Source organism: Mycolicibacterium sp. SMGY-1XX, from assembly GCF_059132455.1.
Genome location: NZ_CP101139.1, coordinates 6,999,905 through 7,026,284, shown reverse-complemented (window position 1 = coordinate 7,026,284; position 26,380 = coordinate 6,999,905). Strand labels below are relative to the sequence as shown.

At 64.8% G+C, this 26,380-nt stretch carries 21 protein-coding genes; 8 read left to right on the top strand and 13 right to left on the bottom strand.

Annotated elements, in window-relative coordinates; translation table 11 throughout:
* Positions 1-14 precede the first annotated feature (14 nt).
* The 8 genes from NL241_RS33540 to NL241_RS33505 form a co-directional block, all read right to left on the bottom strand.
* Positions 15-977, bottom strand: a complete 963-nt coding sequence (locus tag NL241_RS33540) for an NAD(P)-dependent oxidoreductase (protein ID WP_494396281.1) — start codon at positions 975-977, stop codon at positions 15-17.
* Positions 978-1,003: 26 nt separating this feature from the next.
* Positions 1,004-1,858, bottom strand: coding sequence for an oxidoreductase (locus NL241_RS33535; protein WP_494396280.1), 855 nt, complete (start codon positions 1,856-1,858; stop codon positions 1,004-1,006).
* An 81-nt stretch (positions 1,859-1,939) separates the two neighbouring features.
* The gene (locus NL241_RS33530) at positions 1,940-2,749 is read right to left on the bottom strand and encodes a DUF1906 domain-containing protein (protein WP_487689795.1); all 810 of its coding nucleotides are present in this window, start codon (positions 2,747-2,749) and stop codon (positions 1,940-1,942) included.
* A gap of 147 nt (positions 2,750-2,896) precedes the next feature.
* Positions 2,897-4,381: an APC family permease gene (locus tag NL241_RS33525; protein WP_494396279.1), complete on the bottom strand. Its 1,485-nt coding sequence runs from the start codon at positions 4,379-4,381 to the stop codon at positions 2,897-2,899.
* A gap of 21 nt (positions 4,382-4,402) precedes the next feature.
* Positions 4,403-6,136, bottom strand: a complete 1,734-nt coding sequence (locus tag NL241_RS33520; RefSeq protein WP_494396278.1) for a phytoene desaturase family protein — start codon at positions 6,134-6,136, stop codon at positions 4,403-4,405.
* Positions 6,133-6,477, bottom strand: coding sequence for a RedY/HapK family protein (locus NL241_RS33515; RefSeq protein ID WP_487689829.1), 345 nt, complete (start codon positions 6,475-6,477; stop codon positions 6,133-6,135). The genes NL241_RS33520 and NL241_RS33515 overlap by 4 nt, the downstream gene beginning before the upstream one ends.
* A 38-nt stretch (positions 6,478-6,515) precedes the next feature.
* Entirely contained in the window at positions 6,516-7,949 is a 1,434-nt protein-coding gene (locus NL241_RS33510) for a gamma-aminobutyraldehyde dehydrogenase (protein WP_487689831.1), read from the bottom strand.
* A 268-nt stretch (positions 7,950-8,217) separates the two neighbouring features.
* A complete protein-coding gene (locus NL241_RS33505; protein WP_487689834.1) occupies positions 8,218-8,895 on the bottom strand; it encodes a GntR family transcriptional regulator in 678 nt (225 codons plus the stop codon).
* A gap of 280 nt (positions 8,896-9,175) precedes the next feature.
* Here NL241_RS33505 and NL241_RS33500 point away from each other — a divergent pair, with 280 nt between their 5' ends.
* The 4 genes from NL241_RS33500 to NL241_RS33485 are packed head-to-tail and all read left to right on the top strand — an operon-like array spanning position 9,176 to position 16,050.
* Positions 9,176-10,264, top strand: a complete 1,089-nt coding sequence (locus NL241_RS33500) for a phosphotransferase (RefSeq protein WP_487689837.1) — start codon at positions 9,176-9,178, stop codon at positions 10,262-10,264.
* A gap of 38 nt (positions 10,265-10,302) precedes the next feature.
* Complete coding sequence (locus NL241_RS33495) at positions 10,303-11,622, top strand: aspartate aminotransferase family protein (RefSeq protein ID WP_487690586.1); 1,320 nt, start codon at positions 10,303-10,305, stop codon at positions 11,620-11,622.
* 34 nt (positions 11,623-11,656) lie between these two features.
* Positions 11,657-14,578: an FAD-binding and (Fe-S)-binding domain-containing protein gene (locus NL241_RS33490; protein ID WP_487690587.1), complete on the top strand. Its 2,922-nt coding sequence runs from the start codon at positions 11,657-11,659 to the stop codon at positions 14,576-14,578.
* Positions 14,575-16,050, top strand: a complete 1,476-nt coding sequence (locus tag NL241_RS33485; protein ID WP_487689839.1) for an NAD-dependent succinate-semialdehyde dehydrogenase — start codon at positions 14,575-14,577, stop codon at positions 16,048-16,050. Before NL241_RS33490 ends, NL241_RS33485 begins: the two co-directional genes overlap by 4 nt.
* 77 nt (positions 16,051-16,127) lie before the next feature.
* Here NL241_RS33485 and NL241_RS33480 read toward each other — a convergent pair whose 3' ends face one another.
* Positions 16,128-16,490, bottom strand: a complete 363-nt coding sequence (locus tag NL241_RS33480) for a DUF1330 domain-containing protein (protein WP_487689841.1) — start codon at positions 16,488-16,490, stop codon at positions 16,128-16,130.
* A 405-nt stretch (positions 16,491-16,895) separates the two neighbouring features.
* On the opposite strand from NL241_RS33480, the gene NL241_RS33475 reads away from it, so the two are divergent.
* From NL241_RS33475 to NL241_RS33465, 3 genes are all read left to right on the top strand, one after another.
* Entirely contained in the window at positions 16,896-17,594 is a 699-nt protein-coding gene (locus NL241_RS33475) for a VOC family protein (RefSeq protein ID WP_494396277.1), read from the top strand.
* Between the two features lie 316 nt (positions 17,595-17,910).
* A complete protein-coding gene (locus tag NL241_RS33470; RefSeq protein ID WP_494396276.1) occupies positions 17,911-18,228 on the top strand; it encodes a hypothetical protein in 318 nt (105 codons plus the stop codon).
* A gap of 272 nt (positions 18,229-18,500) precedes the next feature.
* On the top strand, positions 18,501-19,565 hold the full coding sequence (locus tag NL241_RS33465; protein WP_487690589.1) for a coiled-coil domain-containing protein: 1,065 nt from the start codon (positions 18,501-18,503) through the stop codon (positions 19,563-19,565).
* A 21-nt stretch (positions 19,566-19,586) separates the two neighbouring features.
* Here the strand turns inward: NL241_RS33465 and NL241_RS33460 are convergent, their stop codons facing one another.
* The 4 genes from NL241_RS33460 to NL241_RS33445 all read right to left on the bottom strand — a co-directional run bounded on the left by NL241_RS33460 (position 19,587) and on the right by NL241_RS33445 (position 24,918).
* A complete protein-coding gene (locus NL241_RS33460; protein ID WP_494398440.1) occupies positions 19,587-20,348 on the bottom strand; it encodes a DUF1906 domain-containing protein in 762 nt (253 codons plus the stop codon).
* 101 nt (positions 20,349-20,449) lie between these two features.
* Positions 20,450-21,226: a fumarylacetoacetate hydrolase family protein gene (locus NL241_RS33455; protein WP_487689850.1), complete on the bottom strand. Its 777-nt coding sequence runs from the start codon at positions 21,224-21,226 to the stop codon at positions 20,450-20,452.
* A complete protein-coding gene (gene acnA / locus NL241_RS33450; protein ID WP_487689852.1) occupies positions 21,226-23,877 on the bottom strand; it encodes an aconitate hydratase AcnA in 2,652 nt (883 codons plus the stop codon). Before acnA ends, NL241_RS33455 begins: the two co-directional genes overlap by 1 nt.
* Positions 23,878-23,997: 120 nt before the next feature.
* Positions 23,998-24,918: an FCD domain-containing protein gene (locus tag NL241_RS33445; protein WP_494396275.1), complete on the bottom strand. Its 921-nt coding sequence runs from the start codon at positions 24,916-24,918 to the stop codon at positions 23,998-24,000.
* Positions 24,919-25,202: 284 nt separating this feature from the next.
* Between NL241_RS33445 and NL241_RS33440 the strand changes: the two genes are divergently transcribed.
* Positions 25,203-26,363 carry an ABC transporter substrate-binding protein gene (locus tag NL241_RS33440; protein WP_494396274.1) on the top strand — a complete coding sequence of 387 codons (1,161 nt, stop codon included), beginning with the start codon at positions 25,203-25,205 and terminating at the stop codon, positions 26,361-26,363.
* Positions 26,364-26,380 lie beyond the last annotated feature (17 nt).

Genomic DNA, 26,380 nt, shown 5'->3' with positions numbered 1-26,380 from the left:
TCGAGAGCATCACATCAGAATCCGAAATAGACCGCGGCCATGTCATCGTCGCCGTGGCCGGCCTCGCTGGCAGCGTCGAAAGCTGCGCGGACGCCGTCGACCAGTACTGTCGAAAGTCCGGATGCAGCAAGTGCGTCCATTATCAGTCCCGTGTCCTTGCGGACCCCGTCGACGCTGAACTGCGGGGCGTAGGACGACTCCAAGATGGCCTTGCCCTTCGCCTGCAGGAACGGCGAGTCCGCCGCAGCTCCGTCCAACGCGTCGAGCATCAGCTGCTGGTCCACGCCAAGGCTCTCGGCGAGAGCAAAAGACTGGCCGACGGCCGCGGCCAGAGCGCTGATCCACGCGTTGCAGACCAGCTTCAGCCTCGACCCGAGACCGGGCTGATCGCCCACCCATATCGTCTTGGCCCCAATCGCGTCGAATGCCGGCATCACCCGGTCATGCAAGGCGGGGTCGCCCGAGGCCAGTATCACGAGCTTGCCCTGCTCCGCGGGCGCCTTGGTGCCGAGCACCGGGCTGTCCAGGAAGGCGACGCCTTGCTCGGCAGCAAGCGACGCAGTCCGTGAAGCACCTTCGACACCGACCGTCGCGCACTGGACGAATACCGCGTTGTCCTCCATTGTCGGCAACACCGACGCCATCACCTCCAGCGTCGCTGTCGTGTCGAAGAGCATCGACACCACGACGTCGGCGCCGGTGACGGCCTCAACCGGATCGAGCGCGACAACGGCACCATCGTCTGACAACGGCGCCGACCGCTCTGCCGTACGGTTCCACACCGTGACCGCGATCCCCTCGCGCAGGAGTGATCGCGCCATACCCGCGCCCATGGCGCCCGTACCCAGAACGGTTACTCGCATCACCTTATTGTGCCGCGACGACGCAGCAGACGCGCTCGGCCCGTGACTTTGCGCTGTTCCTGATGCACGGTTGGCACAGCCAATTGCATTGTGAGGCAGGCGGTGTGACGACACACCCGATGCTTGTCGGCACCTCGCGGCTACGGAGCGAACCCTTCCGGTAGTTCGATGTCGTCGACGGCGAGGTTCTCCTCGAGGTGTGCCACCGACGACGTGCCGGGGATCAGCAGCACGTTGGGAGCCACCGACAGCGTCCACGCCAGAGCGATCTGTGCAGGAGTGCGGCCGACGTCGGCTGCGGCTCGCTTCACAGCGGGGTTACCCAGCACCGGGTTGTCTGCGGTGAAGCCCGAACCCAGTGGAAAGAAGGGGACGAATGAGATGTCGTGTTCGGCGGCGAGGTCGAGCACCGGTTGCGACGACCTGTCGACAAGGTTGTACGCGTTCTGCACAGTGACGATGTCGGTGCGGTCGAGTGCGATCCGCAGGTGGTCCACGGAGACGCCGGACAGACCGATGCCTCCGATGAGGCCTTCGTCGCGGGCGGCGATCATGGCGGTCAGCTGCCGGTCGAACAGTTCGCGGTCGACGGGTCCGACCGCGTTGGGATCCCCGGAATGGATGCGCAGGTTGACCGCGGCGAGGCGGTCGGTCTGCAGGGTGTGCAGGTTCTCCTCGATATCGGCTCGCAGCTCATCGGGTTCTTGCGCGGCGATCCAGTTGCCGTCGCCATCGCGCCGGGCGCCCACTTTGGACACCAGCGCGAGGCCCTCGGGGTAGGGGTACAGCGCCTCGCGGATCAGCTCGTTGGAGACGTTGGGGCCGTAGAACTGCGCGGTGTCGATGTGGTCGACGCCCAGTTCCACCGCCCGCTTGAGCACCGCGATCGCCTGGTCGTGATCGCGCGGCGGCCCGAACACACCGGGGCCGGGAAGCTGCATTGCACCGAAGCCAACGCGCTTGACGGTGTAGGAGCCGATGTGAAAGGTCGTCATGTTAGGTATCTACGCGGTCGGTGCGCGATTTCTTCCACGTCCGCGAAAAAGGTGGCGCTCTGACCGGCCTCGGCGGTCACCTCACGTATGCAGATTCCACTGGCCGCAATCCTGGGCCAGGACGTCGTTGACGTCGACTTCGTAGCCCCCGACCAGCGGGCCCGGATTCGACTTGGTGGCCACGATGCGTTGGTAAAGAACGGCGTTGGGGTGAACCCGATTGCCCGACCAGGCCTTGGTCTGCCAAGCCCACACGCGTCCGGGGGTGCGGGAGTTCCCGATGACGCCGGAGACTGCCGCCCAGTGGCACACATCGATGCCCCCGTACACTCCGGTGCGCTGCACGCCCAGCACGGAGTTGATCCCGTAGAACCATTGCAGTGCAACGCTGTTCCATGTATCGAGGCTGATGTCCTCGTCGACGGAGAAGAAGATCGGGGCGTTGCGGGCGCCACCGGCCGCGGTGTGCAGCTGCCAGGCTGCCCGGGCGTCGGCGACACCGCCGGCGTACCCGCGGGTGAAGTCCGACGGTGCGCTGCCGCCCGGCTTTCCGTACTGGTAGTTGCTGATGATCACCAGCCCGGCTCTGGCCAGTGATTCGGCGTAGGGCCGGGTGATCGGCTTGGCGCCGAAGTTGGTGCCGGGACGCGACAGTGAAACATAGTTGACCACTCCGGCGTACCCGGCGGCTTTGATGTGTTCGGCCGGAATCTGGTGCGCGGCGTAATCGATCAGCATCGGAGCGGCGGCTGCCGCCGTGGGACTGCCGAGGCCAGCGGACGCCGCGCTCAGCCCCGCCAGCGTCGACGCAGCGGCGGCGTATCGCAGCGCGTCGCGCCTCGATACCGGGCGTGGCGGACGAAGGCCACGATTCTCCGGTGAGTCCTGCACGGGCCGATGTTAACGATGAGGCGGGTGTTGATCGGGAAGCCGCGCCGAGCGGGACTCCGCTGTTGCCCCTAGTGGGCTGAAATTGACGACTCACAGGTGGGCCCGGAGGGTGTCATGACACCCTCCGGGCCAGTACTGACAACTGCATCAAACGCGGTCGCCGAGTGTGGAGTTGAGCTGCGCGTAGCGTTGTGGCGACCGGGCTTTGATGATGTATGCGCCGACAACGCCGATAGCCAATGAGGCGAACAGCATTGCGGTGAAGGTGATCTGCAGCCAGCCGCCGCCGCCGAGCAGCACGTCCATCCCTGTGACCGCGTACCAGAGGAACGGCAGCAGACCGGCGATACCGAGCAGTGGTGCAATGAAAGTGTTCCAGGGCCGCTTGTCGACATCGGAGCGGCGGAAGAAGACGAAGATCGCGATGCTGGCGATGGTCTGTAACAGGATGATCGCCGCTGCGCCGACGCCTGTCCACCAGGTGAACAATGTGGTGTAGGGATCCAAGCCGAGGACTGCGAAGATCGCGACTACGACCGCGACCATGCCGATCTGGACGTAACACGCCAACGCGGGAGACTGCCGGGTGGCATGTGTAGTGCCGAGCTTGGACCAGATGACCCCTTGGCGGCCCAGCGAATACAGGTACCGGGCCACGTTGTTGTGGAAGGTGAGGATGGCAGCGAACAAGCTGGTGATGACCAACAGCTGGAAGGCTTCGGTGCCGACGCGCCCAAGCACGCTGTCGCTGACTGCGAAAACCAGGTTGCCGCCCTCGGTTCCGGCCAGGTCGACAACGTTGCTCACCCCGACGGCGTTGACGATCAGGAACGCGGTAACCGCGTAGAACACGCCCATGAAGATCACGGAAGCATAGGTGGCGCGGGGCACGGTGCGCTTGGGGTCCTTGGCTTCCTCGCCGTAGATCGCGGTACCTTCGAACCCGATGAAGGACGCGTGGGCGAACATCAGCGCGACCCCTATGGCGCCGGCGAACACCGCCGACGGTGCAAATGGTTCGAACGAGTAGTCGCTGATCGGTGTCGGTGAGTTGAAGAGGATACCGATGTTGAGGATCAGGATGATCGCGGTCTCCAAGGTCAGTAGTACGGCGAGTACGCGCGCACCGGCGTGGATCTGGCGGACACCCAGGAACAGCGACGCCCCCATGGCAATGAACGAGAACACCCACCACGGAACCGGTACGCCGCTGTGTTTCGAAACGAATTCTGCTGCGTAGTAACCGAAGCCGCCGATAACGCCAAGCTGGATGGCGTTGTAAGCGAAGATCGCCAGCGAGGCTGACCCGAGTCCGAGTGGTCGGCCGAGGCCTCGGGTGATAAAGGCGTAGAACGCGCCCGCGTTGGTGATGTGTTTGCTCATTGCGACGTAACCGACGGCGAAGATTGTCAGCACCACGGCCACCAGCACGAAGGCGCCAGCGATGCCGACACCGTTGCCGGCGCCGATGATGACCGGGAACAGCGCCACCACCACGGTCAACGGCGCTGCGGCGGCGACGACGAAGAATACGATGCCGAGCACGCCGATCTGGTTGCGTGCCAAGCCTGCTGGGCCGTCTGGCGCGTCTTTCACGGTGGCCAGCGGTTGAGGGTCATCCTGATGCAGCATCGCAGGTCCTTTGCGGTGAGGTTAGCGGGTGGTCTTGCTTCGAGCGGCAAACTTGACGACCTTGCGCAGCGCTGGGCTGGTCGCGACGGTGTAGCCGAGCTTCTTGCCGGCTTTGGTGTCCATCACGGTCTCCATGGCCCGGTCGATGACGCCGGCCTTGGGGGCTGGGCCGACGCGTCGGGCGCTGGGGGCGGGGGTGCCGTTGAGATCGGCGATGACGACCTGGGCCGCGTTGTGGCCGTTGGCGCCCATCACCCCGCCGCCGGGGTGGGTTCCCGAGCCGCACAGGTAGTAGTTGCCGACGGTGGTGCGGTAGTCGGCCAGCTCCGGCGTGGGGCGGTTGTTGAACAGCTGGTCGAAGAACATCGCGCCGTGGAAGATGTTGCCGCCGGTCAGGCCATAGTCACGTTCGAGGTCCTTCGGCGTGATGATGACCCGCTCGAGGATGTGTCCGCGTAGGTTGGGGGCATAGCGGAACAGCACCTCGAGCACGCGGTCGACCCATTCGTCGCGGAACGAGTCCCAGTCGGTGCCGGTCAATTCAAACGGAAGTTGTTGCACGCCAAGGGTCATGGTGTGTTTTCCCTTGGGCGCCAGCGTATCGTCGTGGGTGGATTGGATGACGGCTTCGATCACGAAATCGTCGGGTATCTCTCCGCGGCGTTCGGCCTCCCAGGCCCGCTCGAAGTTCTCGATGGAGGCGCCGAGGATCGCTTGGGCCTGGTGCTGCGGACCGAATTCGCCTGCAGGGAAACCAATGTAATCGGGCAACTCGTCGATCAGAAGGTGGATACGGGCCATCGAGCCGCGGGTGTCGTATTCCTGGAGTTTTGCGGTGAGCTTGGCATCGATGGCGCCGGCCGGCAGCAGTTGCAGCATGGAGCGCTGGGGATCGGCGTTGGAGACGACTGTGCGTGCCGAGATGGTTTCACCGTTGGTGAGCTTGACACCGGTGGCCTGACCCTTGGTGACCACGACCTGCTTCACCGGCGACTTCAGCCGGATCTCGGCGCCGTGCGCCTCGGCGCTGCGGGCCATCGCCTGGGTGATGCCACCCATGCCGCCCTTGACGAAGCCCCACTGGCCGAGCGTGCCCTTGAACTCGCCAACAGAGTGGTGTCCGTAGACGTAGCCGGTACCCGGGGTGGACGGTCCACCCCAGACTGAGATCATTCCGAAGAAGGTGAAAAGCCCCTTGATGTGTTCGTTTTCGAAGTATCGGTCCAACAAGTCCTTTGTCGAAAGCAGAACCATTTCATTGAACAGATCTTCGGCGCCGGCAGCTTCGAACGCGGCCAGCACCTGGGAGCGACTGGGGGCAGGCGACATCAGGAACGGCGTCAGGATGGACGCGAACTTCTTGACCCGCAGGCCGAAGTCCAGGAAAGCGCCGGCATCGCGCTTGGAGAACTTCTCGATCTCCTTAAGGGTCTTGTCCATGTCTTTCCACATGAACAGGTGGCTGCCATCGGGGAAGATGCTGACCTCATTGGCCTCGGTCTGGTACATCTCGAGGCCGTAGCGCTCGAGTTCGAGATCGGCAATGATCTCGGGCCGCAGCAGACTTGCGATGAACGCGCATGAGGACCAGGTGGCGCCGGAAATCAGTTCCTCACTGGTACACGCGCCGCCAACGACGTCGCGGGCCTCGAGGACAAGAACCTTCTTGCCTGCCCGGGCGAGGTATCCGGCGGTGATCAGCCCGTTGTGTCCGGCGCCGATGATGATCGCATCGTAGGTGGTGGTGTCGCTCATTGAAGTTCTCCAGAGATGGCGTGGGTGAAGTAGGTGCGTACGGTGGCCGGGTCGACGAGTTTGTCGAAGCCGTCGATGACCGGTTTCAACGTGGGGTGGGTGTCTCGCAGCTGCTCCCACGCCGCCCAGTCGCTGACCTCCATGACCTCCAGGATGTCCGCTGGCGCCCCATCAGGCGCTTCGTCGACGCGGAACGCTTCAAACCGCAGCACGATGTCGCTGTGGGCCAGGCATGTAGGCCGGTCCACCTCGGTGGAGAACCGCTCGAAGTCCGCCGGGTCCACCCCGGGCAGCATCGAGAACAGATTGACCGCTATTACGGAACGGCTGGGGACAGTCATCGCGGGGACTCCATCTTTGTGCTGAGAGGCGGTTCTGATCAGGATGCGAGGTTGATCATGATGTGCTTGATCTCGGTGTATTCCTCGACGGAATAGATCGACATGTCGTTGCCATGACCGGACTGCTTGAAGCCGCCGTGGGGCATTTCGGACACGATCGGCAGGTGATCGTTGATCCACACTGTGCCGAACTGGAGCTTGCGGGCCGCCCGCATCGCACGACCTACGTCCCTGGTGAACACCGAGGCTGCCAGGCCGTATTCGACGTCGTTGGCCCAGGCGAAGGCCTGCTCCTCGCTGGTGAAGCGAGTGGTCGTGACCACCGGACCGAAGACTTCTTTCTGCACGATCTCGGAGTCCTGCACGGCATCGATCACCAGAGTCGGCCTGTACCAGAAGCCAGGGCCGCTGCCCAGCCCGCCGACGGCCAGTGCCGCGGGCCCGGAGCTGATCGCCCGGTCCACGAAGCCCGCGATGCGGTCGCGCTGTCGTTCGGAGATGACGGGGCCCATCTCAGTGGATTCGAGCTCGGGCTGACCCATGGCCACCTTGGAAACCGCTCGGGTGAGCTCGGCGACGAATTCGTCGTAGATCCCGTCGGCGATGTATACCCTTGAGGCCGCCATACAGTCCTGCCCCGAGTTGCCGTAGCCGCCCTCGCAGATCTTGGTGATAGCCAGATCGGCATCGCAGTCGTCGAACACCAAAACCGGTGCTTTGCCGCCTAATTCGAGGTGAAGACGCTTGAGATTGTCGGCGCCGGCGCGGGCGACGACCTTGCCGGTGGCGGTGTCACCGGTCAGCGAGCTCATTCTCACCCGAGGATGGGAGGTCAGCGCCGCGCCCACGGTGTCGCCGTGGCCGGTGACGACGTTGAAGACGCCGGGCGGGAACAGGTCGGCAGCGAGTTCGGCCAGCCGTAGCGTGCTCAGCGGGGTTTGCTCACTGGGCTTGAGTACCAACGTATTTCCGGTCATCAGGGCAGGGCAGATCTTCCAGATTGCCATGACCAGAGGGAAGTTCCACGGTGCGACACTGCCCACAACCCCCAGCGGATCGCGGCGGATGATGCTCGTGTGGGTGGGGGAGTACTCACCGGCGGCCCGGCCTTCCAGCACGCGGGCTGCGCCCGCGAAAAAGCGCATGTTGTCGACGCCGAATGGAATCTCATCACGGGCTACCGCAATGGGTTTACCGACGTTCTGGGACTCCAGCTGTGCGAATTCTTCAGCGTGCGAATCCAGCCGGTCGGCCAGCTTCAGTAACAGCTCAGCCCGCTGGCCCGGGGTGGTGGCTGCCCAGCCGTCGAAGGCCTGTTCTGCGGCGGCCACTGCACGATCCACGTCAGACGAATCGCCGACGGGGACCGTGGCGATCTGTTCGCCGTTGGCAGGATTGATCACCGCTTCGGTCGCGCCGCTGGCGGCGGAAACATGCTCGCCTGCGACGAACATGAGCTGGCCGTCTGCCATGTGAGGTTTCTCCAAACTGGGGCCCACGACCGGAGAGCGGCTCGTGCCCTATTGTTGAACAGTTGACATGGAGAACTTAAGCACAGGTGACCGGTGTCCGCAAGACAAACAAAGTGAAAATGGGCGACGGCCACGGCCGTTACCGCACTCGTGAGAACAGTTGATGCCCGCGATTCCGCGCCCAAGCGCGGCGCAGGCACCAGGAAACCCGCGGAGGGCGTCGAACCAAAGGTGGATAGCGGGCGGGCCGCGAACCCGGGTTGGCGTGTCAGCCGGCCGTACGCTTGGCCAATATCTTGCGTACCTCATCGCGGTTTTCCGTGATGATATCGGCGATTGTGCTGCGAGCCAGCTCTGGATCGCGGGAGGCGAACGCCGTGACGATCCGCTGATGCTCCTCTTCCAGGGCTGAATCACTCTCGTACTCATGGTGATCCAACGACAAGACAAGAAGGAAGTACCGGAGATCGCCGAGAAGCTCGCCATAGAACTTGTCCAAGCGCGGGCTGTTCATCAACCCGACAATTGCGCGGTGGATATCGAGATCCTTCTCGACGATGGTGCGCGGATCCTCCGTCGACATCGCAGCCTTCAGCGCATCCATCGCGGCAGTCAAGGGGGTGAGGTCGGTGTCGGGCCCTATTGACGCCGCGGCCGCAGTCTCCAGATGAAGTCTCGCGCGGTAAATATCGAGAACCTCTTCGTCGGAAGGGTCCCAGACCGCGAGGCCACGGTTGAAAACGTAGCGAACCAGGCCCGTCCCCTGCAGGAGTCGCACGGCTTCGCGAACCGTGTTACGCGAAATTCCCAGGTCATCGGCGATCACACTTTCCCTGATGCGCTCGCCGGGCTTGAGCTCACCTTCGAGAATCATGTCCATCAGGCCGTCGGCAATCTGTTGTGCGCTGCTGCGTCCGACGATTTGGATGCGATCTGCCACAGACATAGCGTCAGCGTACAACTGTTCAACAACGCAGATGGCTCAGCGCTCGCGGAGTCAGCGGTGTCCTTGGCCTGGACACGCCTGCCCTAATGTTCTACAGTTGACACGGCCGCGCCGAGTGTCGGTGCAGATCGATCGAACACAGCTCGACACACACGTCGATCGCGATTGACGTATCCCCCCGATCGCAAAGGAACAGATCTCGGATGCCGAACGCCGTCGACAGCTGTCCAACACTGATGCGTTATTCCACACAGTCCGGACTGACGCAGGAAGCGACGCCGTGATCGCCGGTTCGGATGAACTCGCGCAGATCGCCCGGGAGAGCGCGCTGGAGTCCAGCGCCGAGAAGTTCCCCGAAGAGCAGGTCGCAGCCGAACTCCGCCGTCTGTACAAGCTGACGGGCCAGCTGAACCGCATTCCCACCGAGAAGGATGACACGTTCCGCCTCGCCACCGCACGCGGGCAATTTCTGGTCAAGATCGCTCCGGCTACGGAGGCCGCCCATATCGTCGATCTCCAGTCTGCCGTCATGCAGCACCTCGAGGATTCCGCGCCAGCCATCCCGGCCCAGCGGCTTGTTCGCGGCATTTACAGCCAACGCGAGTCCACGGTCGTCGATCCGAACGGCCAGGACCGCATCCTACGAGTATTGAGCTACCTCGAAGGCGATCTTCTTGCCACGGCGAAACCCACTCCTACCCAGTTCGCAAGCGTCGGTGCGATGTTGGCCCGGCTGGATTCCGCACTGACCGACTTTCGCCACCCGGAAGACAGCCGGCTACTGATCTGGGATCTGAAGAACTTCGTGCACATGCGTCCGCTGCTGGAAATGGTCACCGACCACGACGATGTGGCCATGGCGACGTGGATCTTCGACCAGTTCGAGGCCGTCGTCGCGCCCAGGCTGCGAACCTTGGAAACGCAGGTCATTCACGGCGATTTCAGTCCCTTCAATGTCGTAGTCGACCCGGCATCCAGTCAATTTGTCACGGGGATAATCGATTTCGGTGACGTGGTGCGCAGCCCCTTGATCTTCGAGCTCAGCGTCGCGGTGGCCAACCAGATCGGGGTAGACCAGAAACGGCCCTGGGACAGCGCTCTCGACATCGTGCGCGGATACCGCTCTGTGCGGCAACTGGCAGACCATGACGTTGCCTTGTTGGCGATTGCCGGTCCAGCGCGGCTTCTTCTGCGCGCGTTGATCTTCAGTTGGCGCGCAGCCGTTCATCCCGACAGTCGTGACTACGGACTGTCGCATTCGGCACTCGACTGGACCAGGCTCCGTTGCGCGCTCTCGGTAGCCACACCCACCGTCGAGACACTGCTGACATCTACAGGTGCAGCAGCTGCTCCGACAGGAAAGGAATGACGATGACCAAGGCCTTCACCCCCAAAGCGTCCGAGCCGATGGTGAACGGGTTCGACAGGTCACGCATCGACGAGCTGCCACCGCACACCCGCGAACAGGTTGATGCCCGCGACCGTCTTCTCGGACCCGGCTACCGACTCTTCTACGAAGATCCGGTCGAAATCGTGCGCGGCGCGGGTACGTTGCTCTATGACGCCGACGGCAATGACTACCTCGACGTCTACAACAACGTGGCAAGCGTCGGCCACTGCCACCCTTACGTCGTCGATGCCGTGCACCGGCAGCTGTCCACGCTGAACACCAACACGCGGTACATCCAGCAGTCCATTCTCAGTTTCAGCAAGCAGTTCCTGGACACCATGCCTGCCGAACTGGCTCACGTCATGTACACCTGCACCGGATCCGAGGCCAACGATCTCGCCATGCGCGTGGCCCGGTACTACACCGGAAACCAGGGCATCATCGTCACCTCCGGCGCCTACCACGGGCTCACCGCCGACGTGTCGGCCTTCTCGCCATCGCTGGGCGTCGGCGTCCCGCTGGGGCCCCACGTGCGCACCATCAGCGCACCCGACCGACTCCGCGCCGGCGGAGACGGCAACCTGATCGCCGCCATGCACCGTGAAATCACCGAAGCCATCGCCGATCTGGAACGCCATGGTTTCGGCGTTGCGGCATTCATAGCCGACATGATCTTCTCATCCGACGGCATCTACGCAGACCCCGCGGGCTTCTTGCAGCCCGTTGTCGACGAGATCCACAATGCCGGCGGCCTGTTCATTGCCGACGAAGTACAACCCGGTTTCGGGCGTACCGGTCAGCACTGGTGGGGATTCCAGCGGCATGGTTTGGTACCTGACATCATGACCACCGGCAAGCCGATGGGCAACGGGATCCCTATCGCCGCCGCCGCCTTCCGCCCCGAGCTTCTCGTGGAGTTCGGCCGCAATATCCGCTATTTCAACACTTTCGGCGGCAACTCGGTGTCCATCGCAGCTGCCCAGGCGGTGTTGGACGTGATCAACGACGAAGGCCTCATTAGCAACGCGGAGAAAGTCGGCGCCTATATCCAGACCGAGATCGCCAGGCTGGCAAACGACTACGAACAGATCGCCGAGGTGCGCGGAGCCGGGCTGTTCATCGGTGTGGACATCGTGGCCGACCGTGAGTCCAACACCCCAGACGGAGAAGCGACCTTGCGCGTGGTCAATCACATGCGCCGGCGCCGTATTCTGATCTCTGCATCGGGCCCACGCGGCAGTGTCCTCAAAGTGCGTCCGCCGCTGCCGTTCTCGATCAGTGATGCTGACCGCATGCTGGAGAATCTCGCGTTCGTTCTCGCCGAGGAGCTTCATTGAGCGAAGAACGCCGGGCGCAGCGCTGCTCGCTTGGATGGCGTCGCTGATGACAGCGCTACAAGACCACGCCGAGATCGTCGAATTGTTGGCTACCAGTGGCGTCGAAATAGACACCGCCAGCAGGCGTCTCGCCGAGTACAGTTACGACGCATCGAACTACCGCGTCGCGCCACTGGCGGTTGCGTTTCCCCGCGACCCCAGTGAGGTCAGCCGTCTTGTCGCGGTGTGCCATCGTGCCGGTGTTCCCATCATCGCGCGAGGTGGTGGCACGTCGATGGCCGGTAACGCCATCGGCAGGGGAGTCGTAGTCGATTTCTCGCGGCACATGAACCGAATCGTCTCCGTCGACGACACGAGCCGAACCACGGTCGTCGAGCCGGGAGTCATCCTTGCTGATCTCACCGAAGCTGTTCAGCGCAGGACGGCGAACCAACTGACCTTCGCTCCGGATCCATCTAGCAAGAATCGCGCCACCGTAGGCGGCTCGATCGGCAATGACGCCTGCGGCAATCACTCAGTTCGCCACGGCCGCACCAGCGACCACGTAGTGTCCCTGGACCTGGTGCTCGCTGATGGAACACGACTCACCGCGACCCGAACTGGACTGCAGGCCACCGACCCCGATGATGCAGGCGCCGTTGAGCGGGCCAGTGAGTTGTCTGCCGACCTGAGATCGCTTGCCGCTGGGTACATGCCGCAGTTCCGCCTCGAGTTGGCGCGCATCCCACGGCAGGTGTCGGGCTATCAACTGGCGAACTTGCTGCCGGAGAACGGTTTCGATGTCGCCCGCGCACTCGTAGGCAGCGAAGGAAGCTGCGCGATCGTGGTGGGTGCCACCATGCGGCTGGTGGATATGCCGCCGTCGGCGTTGCTGCTGATCGTGGCTTATGACGACATCGTGGATGCCGCGCGCGACGTCACGACGATCCTGCAGTATTCGCCGGCTGCGATCGAGGGTATCGACGAGCAGATCGTGGCGACGATGAAAGCGCGGCGCGGACAGAATGCGGTCTCCGCGCTGCCCACCGGACGCGCCTGGCTCTACATCGACCTCGACGGGGACGATGAAGCGACGGTCTGGGCCCAGGCAGAGAACCTCCGAGCTGACCTGCGCGCGAATGCGCGAGCTCTCGATTGCCGCGAAGTCCGCGACCCCACGGAGCGGCAGAAGCTGTGGCGCGTTCGCGAGGACGGGGCCGGCCTGTCATCGCGCCTGGAGTTGCCCGACGGATCCAGCGTCACCTCGTGGCCGGGATGGGAGGACTCTGCGGTCGCTCCGGAGAACCTGGCCGATTACCTTGCCGACTTCCGGCTCCTGCTCGCCCAGCACCACCTGATCGGTGTGATGTACGGACACTTCGGGGCCGGCTGCATGCATATCCGCATCACGTTTGACCCCCGCACATCCGAGGGGCGGGAGGTGATGTCCACCTTCCTCACCGCGGCTGCACGCCTGGTGGTCAAGCACGGCGGAACCCTGTCGGGTGAACACGGTGACGGCAGGGCACGGTCGGGCCTTCTGCCGGAGATGTATTCCCCGGCCATCATGGAGGCCTTCGCCAGGTTCAAGCATCTCTTCGACCCCACGAACATCCTGAATCCCGGGATGATTGTCGATCCGGAGCCGGTCACCGAGCACCTGGCGTTGGCGCAAATTCCTGACCTGCCATGGCAGACATCGTTCGCCCTGCACGACGTGAATGGTTCTGGCGCAGGAGCATTCGCCGAAGCGGTCCAGCGCTGCATCGGCGTGGGACGGTGTCGTTCCCATGGCAGTGGCGTCATGTGCCCGAGCTACCGCGCTACCGGCGACGAAAAAGACTCCACCCGTGGACGCGCCAGGGTGCTGCAGGACATGGTTCGCGGCGCGCGCAGTGTCGAGCAGGGATGGGCGTCTGAGGACGTACGCGAGGCACTGGACCTGTGTTTGTCCTGTAAAGCCTGTTCGTCGGACTGCCCGACCGGCGTGGACATGGCGACGTACAAGGCGGAGTTCTTCGACCATTATTACCGGGGGCGGTTACGCCCTCTGGCGCACTACTCGTTGGGTTGGCTGCCTCGCTGGCTGGCTCTGACATCACGGGCGGCGCCGTTCGTCAACGGTGTTCTGGCCAGTCCGCTGCGCTCGATCGGACTGCGCCTCGGCGGGCTGACCTCCGAACGGCCTCTTCCGCGCTTCACATCCAAGCGTCAGCTCCAAGACGAGCTCAAGTCCTACCGCACGGAGAACGGCGATGTGGTGCTGGTGGTGGATTCCTTCACCAAGGGATTCCGGCCCGAGGTTGCCGGAGCGGCGCTTCGGGTCGTCGAGGACGCCGGACATTGTGCCGAGGTTCGCACGGATGTCTGTTGCGGTTTGACCTGGATCTCGACCGGACAGCTGCGGCAGGCGCGAAAACTCCTCCTGCACACTGCCACTGCTCTCGATGACGGGACAGACCGTCCGATCGTTGTCACCGAGCCGAGCTGTGCAGCGGCGCTGCGTAAAGACCTACCCGAGCTGGTCGACACGCCTGCCGCGCGCCGGGTCGCGCGGCGCGTGCGCAGCTTCGCCGAACAAGTCACCACGCAAAGTCACCGAGGCTGGATACCGAGTGTGGCGTTGCCGTCCACGGTCACCGTCCAAACTCACTGCCACGAGTACGCCGTATTCGGTGCCACAACGCAACACCGGGCGCTGGAAGCCGTAGGCATCACGCGCATCCGTGAGGCAACCGGATGCTGCGGCGTCGCCGGTAACTTCGGTTTCGAGCGCCAACACTTCGACGTCAGCATGGCCGTTGCCGAACAGGCGCTTGCGCCGGCACTGAGGGCTGACCCGAACGCCGCGGTGCTGACCGACGGATTCAGCTGCCACATGCAAGTCCGGCAACTCACCAACAATTTCTCGCCGAGCGCCTCGTCCCACCTTGCGCAGATCCTTGACCCCCGTCGCCGACAGGAGCCCCACCCATGACCGCACCGACGACAATGAACACCGTCTCTTCCATCCCCACCGGACTGCTGATTGGGGGCCACTGGCGAGAAGCCGCCGGCGGAAATGTCTTCGACGTGGAGAACCCGGCCACCGGCGAAGTGCTCGCAGCTGTGTCCGACGCCGGCCCGGCCGATGGTGACGACGCGCTGTCAGCCGCAGTCGCTGCGCAAGCATCCTGGGCGCGTACTGCACCGCGGTACCGCAGCGAAATCTTGCGCCGAGCCTACGATCTGGTGATGGCCCGGCAGGACTGGCTTGCGCAAGTGATGACGTCGGAAATGGGCAAACCGTTTGTTGAGGCCAAAGGCGAAGTGGCCTACGCCGCCGAGTTCCTGCGATGGTTCTCCGAGGAAGCAGTCCGCATCTCCGGTGACCACACCACCACCGGGGACGGGGCGAACCGAATCATCGTCACCCGGGAGCCTGTCGGACCTTGCGTCCTCATCACGCCATGGAACTTCCCACTGGCCATGGGAACACGCAAGATCGCACCTGCAGTCGCCGCCGGATGCACCATGGTGCTCAAACCGGCGCCCCAGACTCCCTTGACCTCACTGGCTTTGGCCGCAATCCTCCAGGAAAGCGGGCTTCCGGCGGGCGTTCTCAACGTCGTCAACACCACCGATGCGGCAACCGTCGTGCAACGCTGGATGGCCAGTGGCAAAGCCCGCAAGGTGAGTTTCACCGGCTCCACCGAGGTGGGCAAGCTGCTGCTGCGGCAAGCGGCCGACACGGTGATGCGATCGTCGATGGAACTCGGAGGAAACGCGCCCTTCATTGTCTGCGCCGACGCTGACATCGATACCGCCGTCGATGGTGCGATGGCCGCCAAAATGCGCAACATGGGTGAAGCCTGCACGGCGGCAAACCGCATGTACGTGCACCGCGACATCGCCGCGGCATTCTCCGAGCGCCTCGCAGCACGGATGGCGGCACTGAAGGTGGGCAATGGACTCGACGAGGGTGTCGAGGTGGGACCGTTGATCGACTCGGCCGGCCGCGCCAAAGTGCAACGACTCGTTGATGATGCGCTCGGGCGTGGCGCCACGGCGCTGACCGGCGGTCAGCTGCCGCAGGGCCCGGGTTACTTCTACCCGCCCACCGTCCTTGCGGACGTGTCCGCCGACTCCGACCTGATGACGACAGAGGTGTTTGGCCCGGTGGCTCCGGTCATTCCGTTCGACGATGAAGATGAAGTGGTCAACCACGCCAACGACACCGACTGGGGTTTGGTCGGATACGTGTTCACCCAGGACATCGATCGTGCATTCGACCTGAGTGAGCGCCTCGAAGTCGGCATGGTGGGTGTGAACACCGGAGTCGTTTCCAATCCTGCTGCGCCCTTCGGCGGGGTGAAGCAGTCTGGTCTGGGGCGTGAAGGCGGCAAGATCGGTATCGACGAGTTCCTCGAGTACAAGTATCTTTCGGTGCCGCGGCGCAAGGGCAGCTGAGCATTTGCAGCCTGGAGAGTCTTGTGGCGGCGCTGTCGAATTGAATGCTTGTCTGTTGTGTAGCTTTCTGACCGAGCTCACGACTGCGGCGTCGCCTCGAGCAGCTCCGCGACGCGCTTGGCGCCTGTATGTCCCGGGGCCACGCCCTGCACCAAGGCGGTGATCGACTCGGCGTTCTCCGTCCGCAGTGGAAGGATGCGTTGGTACTCCTCGGAGTCGTACCACCGCGCTGCGGACTCCATGTCGGGGAAGCGGAGCACGACCAGGGTGCCGTCACCCCAGTTGCCTTCTCGTACGTCGGCATCGCCGCCGTGGATGATGAACTCGCCACCGAAAGGGGCCATCGTGGAATCGATTTCGCGCATATAGCGGATGATGTCGTCACCGAAGTTGACGGCGCGCAGGCAGGCCACGGCGTAGGCGGGTACGGATTCGGTCATGTGGCCAGCGTCCGTCGATCGCGCCGTTCCCGCAATTACCCATGGGGTAAGCGCCCCGGCGCACGGCAAACCACGACACCGCGGCATTCCTCAACGCGGCGCACCAAGCGGGGCGTGGGCGCTGACGGTCGAGGGCCGGTCGAACGATGACAGATCCCCTCCGCGCATCTCGCGCTCCACGAAGTGGTGTGCTCGGACGCCGAGGTGCGGCACCTCTGGATCGGGATCAGCAACCAGCGCGGCATGAGATAAGGACCTACAACTACAGCAGTGATCGGAGCGCCGGTGCGGATGCCGATTCTCCGGCATCGGCGGAAAGGCGCAGCGTGATTCTTTTGATGGCCAAGTTCGGCGTCGCCGCTGAAGATCTGCAGTCGTGGCTGACAGCGACGAAGGACCCCGAGCATGATTTGGGTGAGTGCGTTCCTCGGTTTCGACGACACCGACCACGACGCCGGAGTGGCGTTGTGGCGTGAACTGACCGGATACTCGTTGTCGCCGAACGGCGGCTTCTTGAGCGCGGGACGAGTGGACTCCGGACCGAGCGGTCTGCGGCTGGACGTGCATGTCCCGGACGTCCGTGCCGCCACCGAACAAATCCGAGAGTTGGGCGCCACCGTCGCCGAGGGCGGTGAGCCGGTCGTGGGCCGCTCTCCCGGCGGCCTGGCGTTCCGGCTCATCGGTGATTCAACCCTGAACCCCACCTTGCCGAGTCAATGGCCGGGCGGGCACACCAGCCTGGTCGATCAGGTCTCGATCGACATCCCGCAGGAGCATTGGGTGGCCGAGTCGGCGTTCTGGACCGCTCTGACCGGGTGGGAATCGGTGACACTGCCCGGTTTGTCCGAGTACGCCTTCCTGACCCGCCCGTCCGGTGCCCCACTGCGGATCATCTTGCAGCGCCTCGGCGAGCCCACGGGTACGGTGCGCGCCCACCTCGACTGGGCCGTGTCGGATTCGGATCGCGCGGTGGAAACCGAGCGGCATGTCGCCGCCGGGGCGCGGGTGGTCCAGGTGAACCCGATCTGGACCGTACTCGATGGTGTTGTCCCGTATTGCGTCACCGATCGCGATCCGGCGACGGGACTGCACCACACGAAGTGAGCTGAGCAGTCTCGTCCACGGTGACAATGGGGCATTGGCCTGACGGCCGGCGGCTACCCCAGGGCCTCAGAACTGACTGCCGCCACGACGTAGATCTCCGACCCGGCGATGGGGATCAACAAACCGAGCCCGTACCACGTCGTCGGCAGCAAAGAGGAACTCTTCATCCGTGCGCTGGAGCGGTACGTGCGCTCGTACCACGAGCATTTGGATGCAGTGCTGGCGTATCCCATCGTCTACGAGGTGCTCGAGTCGTATCTGCGCTCGACCGTGAAGGCCGTCCGTGCAGGGAACGAGCCGGGGTGTCTGTCCATCCATGGCGGGCTTGCCTGCGGGCCGAGCAACGCGCGCATACCGCAAACTGCTTGCCGATTATCGCCATGGCATCGGAGACGCTGTGGCGAACGCACTGGCCAAGACAGTGGATGCATCCCGGTCGGTGGAAGGCATCGACACCGCGGCCTTGGCGGGCTACGCCGTGACGATTGGGCAGGGGCTTGCCGTGGATGCCGCGGGGGGAGTGCCGCAAGCGAGGCTGGACGCCGTGGTCGACGTGGCGCTGGCGGGGCCCGGGAGCTTCCTTGCCCCTCGAAGTATTGCGGAGCGGGCCGACCGCGAGCCCGAAGCGAGGTAGCAGCCGCTGCCGCAGAGGCGCGCTGGCCTGATGGCTGACTCGCGCTACCTTTCGGCTAGGCCACGGGTCACATCGGCGCCCTGGATAGTCGCGAGTCGGCGGCAAAGTCGGTGGGGTGCGGACGCTGCCGGCGTCTGCTTCGGCCACTACCGCACCAGACGGGTCAGGGCCAGACATGGAGTGGACATCGTCGGTGTCAGTTCGTAGCCTTGCCCGGGACATCAACAGCCGGGCCAGGGTCGGTCCTCAAACGAAGGATCGTGACAATCCGCGTGACCGGGGTGCGCCACTTCCTTGAGCGAACGTTGTGCGTTTTGGCGACCGCAGTGTTGGTGGTCGCCGTGGCGATGGGCGACGTCAAGGCGGATCCCGCGGCCGACGCACTGTCCAAGCTCAACGAGTTGTCCCAGCAGGCGTTGGAGAGCCGGGAGGCCGTCACAGCCGCTCAGGGCGATGCCGACGCCAAACTGGCTGAGCAGGAGGCGGCCGCGGACCGCCACCGCGCCGACCTGGCTGCCCTGGACGTCGCCAACTCACAGCTGGAGCCCTATCAGGCCGCTGTCGACCGGGTGGCGGCGATGAACTACACGAGTGGGCGCGACGGTCAGTTCGCCGCCGTGCTGACCGCAGCCTCGCCGCAACAGTTGATCGATCAGCTATCGCTGCAGCGGGCGGTAGCCGCTGAGGCCGCCGCGCAGTTGGAGGGCTTTCGATCAGCACATGCGCGCGCGGCCGCTGCCGCCCGGGCGTCGGAGAAATCGGCCGCCGACGCCCGCGCCGCTGCCGAGCGGGCCGCCGGGGTGCGCGCCGAACTGCAAGCCAAGCTGAATGAACTACTGCGTCAGATCGCCGCCGCGGAGGCGCAGTACGCGGCGTTGACACCGCAGCAGCAAGCGCTGATCGACAATGCACCTCCGCCGCCAATCGCCGCCAGACCCGGCGTGCCGCCCGGCGACGTCGCCCCACCGCTCGCGGAGAACCCGGAGGCCTTGCCTGTCGGCGTCGCGTCAGAGGCGGGATTGCAGCCCAACACCGTCCTCGCCGCCCGAGCCGTCAGCGCACGGTTTCCCCAGATCTCCGCCATCGATGGGGTCCGGCCGGACTCGAAACCGTGGCATCCCAGCGGCCTGGCGATCGACATCATGATTCCCAACCCCGAAAGCCCCGAGGGCATCGCGCTCGGAAACGAGATCCTTGCTTTCGCGATGAGCAATGCCGCCCGGTTCGGGCTGCAGGATGTGATCTGGCGGGGCACCTATTACACGCCGGCCGGTCCGCAAGCATCGGGTTACGGCCACTTCGATCACGTGCACATCACCACGACGCCGCGCCGCTGAGCAGCTCAGCGCGGTTCGCAGTCAGGGATGGAAATTCCACTGGCCGCAATCCTGGGCCAGCACATCATTGACGTCGACTTCGATCCCACCGACCACCGGCCCCGGATTCGACGCAGTGGCAACGATGCGCTGGTAGAGGACTGCGGCGGGGTATATCTGATCACCGGACCAGGACCGGGTCTGCCAGGCCCACACGTGGCCGGGCGAACGCGATCTGCCGATGACACCGTCGGCCGCCGCCCACTGGCACGCCTTGATGCCCCCGTAGATCCCGGTGCGCTGCACTCCGAGCACCGAATTGATTCCGCGGAACCATTGCAACGCAACGTTGTTCCATGTCTCGCGGTCGATGTCGTCGTCGACGCTGAAGAAGATCGGTGCACTCCGGCCGCCACCGGCGGCGGTGTGCAGTTGCCAAGCGGTGTTGGCGTCGACGACGCCGCCGGGGTACCCGCGGGTGAAGTCCGACGGCGCCGTCCCGCCCGGTTTGCCGTATTGGTAGTTGCTGACAATCACCAAACCGGCGGCGGTCAGCGACTGCGCGTAGGGCAGGGTGATCGGCTTGGCGCCGAAGGACGAGCCCGGTCGCGAGGTGGAGACGTAGTTGATCACCCCGGCGTGCCCGGCTGCTCGGATGTCCTGTGCCGGGATCTGGCGCATCGCGTAATCGATCAGCGTGGGAGCGGCGGCCGCCGCTGGCGGCGTGCGGGCACCCGTTGCCGCACCGAGCCCGGCCAGCGCCGACACTGCGGTGGCGCAGCGCAGGGCGTCACGTCGGGAGATCGACACGAAGCGATGTTAACAATGTGGCAGATGTGATCGAAGTGACTCACCAGCCACCATCGGTTCGATGCCGTACCGTTACCCGCCGGAGTCCCGACCAGTCACGGGCGATCGCCGGCAGCGACGTGGTTGGTCAGCGTGCCGATGCCCTCGATCTCGATGTCGATCTGGTCGCCGGGGTGCAGCGGTTCGGTGCCGCCCGGCGACCCGGTGAGAATGAGGTCACCTGGGTGCAATGTGGCGAAACCGCTGAGGTATTCGATGAGGAACGGGATGTCGTAGGTCATCTGCGCGGTGGTCCCGTCCTGGCGCAGGACACCGTTGACCGTGCAGCGCAACCGAAGTGTCGACGTGGGGGACAAGTCGGTCTCGATCCAGGGGCCGACGGGGCAGAACGTGTCGAACCCTTTCGCGCGGGTCGGATGAGGATCGCTGCGTTGCAGATCGCGGGCGCTGACATCGTTGGCGCAGGTGTACCCGAGGATGTGCTCGGCGGCATCGGCCGCGCTGACGAATCGCGCGGTCTTGCCGATGATCACGGCGAGTTCGGCTTCGTGTTCCACGTGGGTGCTCACGCTGCGGGGCGGAAGCACGACGCTGGCGCCAGGCCCGATGATCGTCGACGGGCCCTTCATGAACACCGACGGAGAACCGTCGTGCCGGTAGCCCATCTCCGAGCGGTGGTCGGCGTAGTTGCGGCCCAGGCAGTAGATCTTCGACGGCGTGACCGGCGGCAGGAACTCGACGGCCTTGGTGTCGAGTTCGACTCCGGTGGCGACGGCCCCGTCGTAGGGCGCGCGGTCGAGGAGCGTTACGGTGTTGTCCTGCAACGTCGCCCACCATGGTGCGCCCGCGTGGTGCACCCGGACGTATCTCATCAGGTCTCCTGAGTGGCGGCGCCGAGGACCTTGCGAATGACGTAGGGAAGCGTCCCGCCGTGGCGCAGGTACTCGATTTCGTTGTCGGTGTCGATGCGTAGTTGCAGCGGTATGGTGCGGCGGCCGTCGATGTCGAGTGTCACCGCCGTCGTCCCCACCTGCAGCCGGTCCAGGCCGTGGATTCGCAGCGTCTCCGAACCGTCCAGCTCAGGAGCCTGCTGACCGGGAGTGAACTGCAGCGGGAAGATGCCCATCCCGATGAGGTTGCTGCGGTGGATCCGTTCGAAGCCGCCAGCGATCACCGCTCGAACCCCGAGCAGCGCAGGGGCTTTCGCTGCCCAGTCGCGGCTGGAGCCGGCGCCGTAGTTGTTGCCCGCCACGATGACGACCGGTGTTCCGGCCGTCAGATAGGTCTTGGCCGCGTCGTACACGGGCAGGATCTCGGTACGGTCTTCGGTGTACGCCCACGCTCCGCTACCCCCGGTGCCGGCGGGCAGCAGCCGGTTGTGCACTGCTGCGTTGGTGTAGGCGCCGCGCACCATCACCTCGTAGTTGCTTCTCCGCGTGGAGTATTGGTTGAAGTCGCCCGGTGCGGTGCCCGCCGCACGCAGGTAGTCGGCCGCAGCACTGACACGGGGAATGGCTCCGGCGGGGGAGATGTGGTCGGTGGTGACGTCATCGCCGAGCTGAAGCAGCGCCCGGGTCTCCAGCACCGGGGGGATGGGCGCGGGGTCCGGGGTGATCGCGTCCAGGTAACTCGGCCGGCGAATGTAGGTGCTGGCGGGGTCCCAGTGATAGCGCAACTGGTCCTGCCCGGTGAGCTCCCGCCACGCCTCGGTGCCATGGCGGATGGCTGCAGTGTTGCGCGCGAACGCTTCTGGGTCCAGCGATCGAGTGATCAGCTCGGCGATCTCGGTGTCGCCGGGCCAGATGTCGCGCAGATACACCGGCTGGCCCCCGCCGTCGAATCCCAGCGGGTCGCGGGCGAAATCGTGCAGCACCGTGCCGGCTAGTGCATAGGCCACCACCAGCGGTGGGGAGGCCAGGTATCCGTGCTGCAGCCGGGGATGGACCCGGCCGGGGAAGTTGCGGTTGCCCGAGAGTACCGCCACGGGGGTGACGCCCACGTCCAGCAGTTCCTCCATGCGGGGCAACAACGGACCGGAGTTGCCGATGCACGTCATGCAGCCGTAGCCGACGGTGTTGAACCCCAGCTTCTCCAGCGCGTCCAGGAGCCCTGCTTCGGTCAGGTATTCGGTGACCACCCGCGAACCCGGGGACAGGGTGCCCTTCACCCAGGGTTTGGCGCGAAGACCGCGCGATATCGCGTTGCGCGCCATCACTCCCGCGGCAAGCATCAGCGCGGGGTTGGCGGTGTTGGTGCAACTGGTGATCGCCGCGACGGCCACCGGACCCGGCGGCACCGGCTCTCCGAAAACGGGATCGGCGATGTCAGAGATCTCCGCGGAAGTGTCGACGGCCGACCGGAAGGAGTCGGGCACGGCGGCGAGGGTGACGCGCTCATGCGGCATCCGGGGACCGGCCAGGGTGGTTTCCACGGTGTCCAGGTCGAGAGCCAGGTGCTCGTCGTACTCCGGTTCGGGTGAATCAGGCTCGCAGAACAGGTGATTGGCGCTCAGGTAGCGGCGTACCAGTTCGCAGTGCTCGGCGGTGCGGCCCGTCGCGGCCAGGAAGGTCAGCGTCTCCTCGTCGGAGGGAAACAGGGCGACGGTGGCGCCGTACTCGGGTGCCATGTTCGACACGGCGGCGCGTTCGGCCCATGTCAGGGCCTGCACCCCCGGTCCGTAGAACTCGACGAACTTGTCGATGACTCCGTGTGCGCGCAGCATCTGGGTGAGCGTCAGCGCCAGATCGGTGCCGGTGACCCCCGCGGAGAGTCGGCCCGTCAAGCGCACCCCGACCACGTTGGGGTAGCCGATGGTGACCGGTTCTCCCAGCATGGCGGCCTGGCCCTGCAGGCCGCCCACACCCCAGCCGACGATCCCGATCGAGTTGATCATCGGGGTGTGACTGTCGGTGGCCACCATGGTGTCCGGGTGCAGGGTCGGGATCTCGGTGCTGTCGTCGATCCAGACGGCAGTGGCCAGCGATTCCATGTTGACCTGGTGGATGATGCCGGTGCCCGGGGGAATCACACCGAAGTGGTCGAGGGTGTTCTGCGCCCACTTGATGAAGCGGTACCGCTCTTCGTTGCGGCGGAAGTCGATGGCGAGGTTCAGCTCCACGGCGTCGTTGCTGCCGTGGTGTTCGGCGATCACCGAGTGGTCCACGGTCAGGTCCACCGGAATCGCGGGCTGCAGCGCTGCGGGGTCGCCGCCCAGTTCGGCCACCGCGTCCCGCATCCCGGCGAAGTCGGCCAGGGCAGGCAGACACGTGGTGTCGTGCAACATGATTCGGTTCGGTTGCAGGGGAACTTCGCACGCCCGGGTGCGGTCGCGGAGCCGTTCGAGCATCGCGGGGAGCGAGGCGGGTGACCGTCGCGCCACATTCTCCAGCAGCACCCGGATGGCATAGGGCGTGCTGGTCAACTCGGCAGGATCGAGGACCCGGTTCAAGGGGACGTAGCGATACCGCTGGCCACCGAGAACCAATTCCGCGATACCGGGGTGTAGTGCGGCGACCGAGCTCATGCAGCCCAGTTTGTACTAATAGGCGTAAAAGTACAACCACTCACGTGTGTGGCCGAGGTGTGAGTGTGGACTTAAGACACGCAGATGGCGGCGGACCGTGGCGGACGTCCACACTCGCGCTCAGTGCTGGTGGGGAATCCCGGTCTTGAGTTCGCGAACCACGTCGAGGTGGGTGTACATGAACTCGGCGGCCTTGTCCTGATCGCCGGCTTCGAGCAGGTCCAGCAGCTGTAGGTGTTCCCGCGCCTGGTTGACCAGGCGGCTGCGGTCAGCCTGGTGGTTGTACTCGATCATTCGGCGCATCCGATTGACGCGCTTGACCGCATCGGCCAGGTAGGCGTTGCCCGAGCATTCCGCCACCATCTCGTGAAAGCTCGCGTTGTAGCGGAAGAGTTCACTGCGGGACAGCAGCACGATATTGCCGTGCAGCAGCGACTCCTGTTGTCGGCGATGCAGGGCGAACGCCTCGGGATCCACCCTGAAACTCGGTTCTCGGATCCCGGCCGGTTCGATGATCAGCCGGAACCGGTAGCTCTGGTCGTGGGCCTCGGTGGTCGACAGGGTTCGCACGAACTCCCAGCCGCGCCCGGCACGGCGCCGGATCAGATCTTCTGACTCCATGCGGGCCAGCACCAGATTGGCCTGGCGGGTGGTCAGCCCGTAGCGCTGACACAGTTCCGTGGTGGTGAAGTCCTCGGTGAACCGGCCGCCGAGATGGTCATCGATGATGCGGAAGTAGAGCTGCTCATCGCTGTCGGCGTCACCCGACAGATTGACGTTGGCCAGATCGGCCGCCGACATGGCCAGATGGAAACCTCGGCGAGGCGTGCGTTCGACCAGCCCGATGTCGGTCAGAAAGGTCAGCGCGCGGCGCGCGGGGGTACGGGAAATGTCCAGCGCGTCGGCCACCCACTGCTCGGTGAGGTGGGCGCCCTGCTCCAGCTCCTGGCGGCGGATCAGGTCGATCACCCGCATCGCCAGCGCGGTGGGGGACACGCGGGTCGACAGCAGACCGCCGGATGAATGTGCCGGTTGGGCCACGCCACCTCCCTGTTCGACGGCCGGAGTGATCTGTTTGCGCTGATCGTACAAGCGCGCGGAGCCCAGCCGCGGCACGTCGGATCCGGGCCCCACGTCGCATCTTGACGGATGCTGTGACGTGAGCCATATTGTACTGATTCGCAAAACAGTACAGACGCTGCTCCATGTCATGTTTTGGTCAACAGGTTGACAGGGCGACCAATTTTGGCGCAGACTTCACTCACACCCGGATTCGTGAGCCAGTTCACAGCGATGTGAGCCAGAGCAGGGAGGCAGTTTCAATCGTGTCCATCAACCTCAGAGCGCGTCGCCAGCGTTCGCGGACCGGCCGGATCACCGCGCTGGTCGCGGCCGCCGCAACCGCGTGCCTGGTGACGTCGTGCGGCGTCGCAGCGGACTACTCCGACGTCCAACCGGAGCTGCCGGACTACTACCCCGCCGGCTACTCCGAACTGGTCGAGGCCTCCAAACAGGAGGGCGGCTCTCTGACCATCTACTCCAACACCGACCAGCAGAGCTGGGCGCCGATCATCGACGCGTTCCAGGAGAAGTTCCCGTGGGTGGGCAGTATCAACGCCACCAACCTCGACTCCGATGAGGTGTTCCAGCGGGTGCTTTCCGAGCAGGCCACCGGACAGGATTCCGCCGACATCGTGGTGAGCAACGCCGCCGACGCCTGGGCCGACTTCGCAGACCGCCCAGGCACATTGGTGCCCTATGTGTCACCGGAGCTGAGCTCGCTGCCGGACTTCGCGCAGCCGATGCCCAACGTGTACTCGCTGTCGGTGGACCCGATCTCGCTGGTCTACAACTCCGCGCTGATCTCCGAAGAAGATGCGCCGACGAGCATCGCGGACCTCGCCAGCAAGATCGAGGCCGACCCCGACGAGTTCAACGGCATGATCGCGGTGCGAAACCCGTCCGGCGCCTTCGGTTTCACCGTCACCCGTGCGTTCGTCGAGAACGATCCCGAGGCGGCGTGGGCGGACTTCGCGAAGATCCTGCCCTACGCCAAGAACGAGACCTCGACCGGCGGCATGGTCGAAAAGGTCACCTCCGGCGAGTACTCCGTCGGATTCTTCATGGGCTCACCGGCGTTGACCGCCGAGAAGCGCACCGCCGGCCTGATCAAGGTGGTGTTTCCCACCGACGGCACCCCGCTGCTGCGGCGCGGCATCGGTATCGCCGCGGGCGCCCCGCACGAGGCGACGTCCAAGCTGTTCCTCGACTTCGTGCTCTCGGAGGAAGGGCAAACCGCCGTGTCCCGGGGCGGACTCACGTCCTACCGCGAGGGCGTTGAGCGTGCCGAGGACGGCGTGGCGACGTATTACGACGTGCTCGAGTCCGCAGGCGCGGACCGGATGATCTTCGTTCCCTACACCAAGGCCAGTGACGAGGAGATCGACGATTTCTCCGCTCGCTGGGACTCCCTGCAAGCCGGCTGAGCCGAGATAGCGACTTA